The organism is Pseudoalteromonas sp. S2755 (assembly GCF_005886535.1).
GTDB lineage: Bacteria > Pseudomonadota > Gammaproteobacteria > Enterobacterales > Alteromonadaceae > Pseudoalteromonas.
Map to the genome: position 1 here is coordinate 1 of NZ_PNDS01000220.1, position 2199 is coordinate 2199.

The window sequence follows — 2199 nt, forward strand, 5'->3', positions numbered from 1 at the left end:
CATCGATTCCAAAATCCCCATAGAGCCACAGATACAGAGATATTACATCATGCAACCATCAATCAGCTGTAGTCGACTAAGTGATGATTTAAAAATTCTAATCAACAACATCACTTGCACATGGCAACGTGGCCAATTTGCTGCAACGGGCAACATCAAGTTTTGCAGCCGCATTGATATGGAGCGTGCAATTGGCCAACAGCTAAAATTAGTCATTAACGGTTATGAGTTCATCATGATTTGCGAGCAACCCAGTACAAGCAATCGGTTTGCGAATAATAGCTATAGCGCGTCGATTCGTTCTCGATTCGCAGAGCTTGCTGCACCGTATCAACGCGAGCGTAATTACGTAAACACCGTTGATAAGACGCTCGCAGGTATCATGGCTGACATTTTAGAAAACACAGGCTGGACGTTAGACAACAAAATGATTGATTACCCAATTCCTGAGGGGGCGTTTTCGTATCGAGGATTGACGCCAGGGGCTGCACTATTAAAAGTAGCTAGCAGTATTGGCGCGATATTGGACATTAACGACACAACCAAAACCGTCTCAGTTGTGCCTGAATGGCCAGTTAATCCGTGGAGTACGGAGCAAGCAACGCCAGATGTCATTCTCAATGACGCCCTAATACTAGAGCACAATACACGAGACACCATTCAGCCTGAGCACAACGTTGTTTTTGTGAGAGGTGAGCAACAAGGCGTTGCATGTAAAATCAAGCGCCAAGGCACTCCTGCAACAGATTACGCTCGCGACATCGTAGATAATCTAATCACCGACGTGCAAGCCGCACGTCAACGTGGCACATGTGAACTAGCAAGAAGTGGTAACAAACGAACCGCAACCATTCGCACCAAGCTGAAGCAAGACCTGCCACCAATCAGACCAGGCAGTTTATTAGGTGTAAGATTCGAAGACGAGCTATACAAAGCAACCGTGGACTCACTGGCTGTCTCTGCCAATATCAGCAACCAAGGTGCTATTATGGTAAATCAAACAATTCAGGCGGTACGCAATGTCTAACACACTAAACAGACTCGGTTCAGTATTCTCCGGCACACAGCGCAGTATAGTAAAAGTGCTAACAGTAAATAATGATGGTACAACTACCGTAGAGCACAGCGACGGCACAACCAGCCGCGTACTGGGTGATAGTGTTCAGTCAGGTTCAGCGTATATAGAGAATGATCGCATCACAGGGCAAGCGCCGGACTTGCCGTATAGTGAAGTGGTGGTTTGAAATATCGCAATATATTACTTCAAGGCTTTTTTTAGGTGACAACTTATCCAACCGACGATAACTTTAAGTTCAGAGGTATACTTTTCATCTACTCGTAGTTCAAGCATGTAAGTTAGTATACTGTATAGACTTAATGACTTTTAAGGAGCCCTTTGGTGAAAATATCAATTTTTGGTGCAGTAGTATGCTTGCTTTCAATCAATGTTGTTGCAAAGCCAGTATACCTTGACTGTGTTGTTGGTGAGAAAGACTCGAGATCAGAATTTTCAGTTAAAGTCGACGAAGATACAGGGAAAGTTACCCATACTTTCAAAGTAGGTTCTGCTTTTAATACTGAAGGTTTTTTTGCTGTTGATAAAATCACCTATCAAAAGGTAGATTTATACTCAGGCATAAAAATGGTTCGCCGTTATGAAATTAGCCGAATTGATCTAACATCTAGCATGACAAGTGAAATGACATCCATAGAATTCCCCGATCAGGTGAAGCCAACTTATCTAAGAAGCGAAGGAAAATGCGAGCTTGTGAAAGTTGAGGAGAGAAAGTTCTGATAACCTTCAACTAGCTTAGCCTTGCTAGCCCCCGTTGTTTTCTATTTCTTTTAGGTTTATAGGGGGCCTAAATCTCTAATAGGCCGCAACTTTATTTGCCGATGTGAACCGTAAGAGATTTCCAAAAGTTTCTACATTAACTACAAACTCTAAGCCTAGAAAAAGATATATTGAAAGAGCTTTTAATTATATAAAAATTTCAATTTTCGCAGTTTTCGCACAATCACCACAAAGTTTTCGCGCGCGGCATCATCATCAACACCTTTTCAAATTTCACATAGTGATCCAATGTACAAAAACTCTATAGCTAATTGTGCGAAAACTGCGGGAATGTGTGGGAGAGTTCGGGATTGTGTGAGAGCATATTTTAAAATGAGTTTGATATTGTGAAAATCAGCGGCGAA

Annotated in this window: 2 protein-coding genes and 1 pseudogene; all 3 read left to right on the top strand. The window is 42.2% G+C overall.

What is annotated here, in order from left to right:
* Positions 1-1027, top strand: a pseudogene (locus CWC03_RS22890) (hypothetical protein); the annotation flags it as partial.
* Positions 1020-1244: a hypothetical protein gene (locus tag CWC03_RS22895; RefSeq protein ID WP_138583803.1), complete on the top strand. Its 225-nt coding sequence runs from the start codon at positions 1020-1022 to the stop codon at positions 1242-1244. The pseudogene CWC03_RS22890 and the gene CWC03_RS22895, both read left to right, overlap by 8 nt.
* 155 nt (positions 1245-1399) lie before the next feature.
* On the top strand, positions 1400-1795 hold the full coding sequence (locus CWC03_RS22900; RefSeq protein WP_138583804.1) for a hypothetical protein: 396 nt from the start codon (positions 1400-1402) through the stop codon (positions 1793-1795).
* Positions 1796-2199: the final 404 nt, after the last annotated feature.

Bases quoted from the DNA above. Each gene is read 5' to 3' on its own strand.
- CWC03_RS22895 (WP_138583803.1), top strand. From the start codon at position 1,020: ATGTCTAACACACTAAACAGACTCGGTTCAGTATTCTCCGGCACACAG.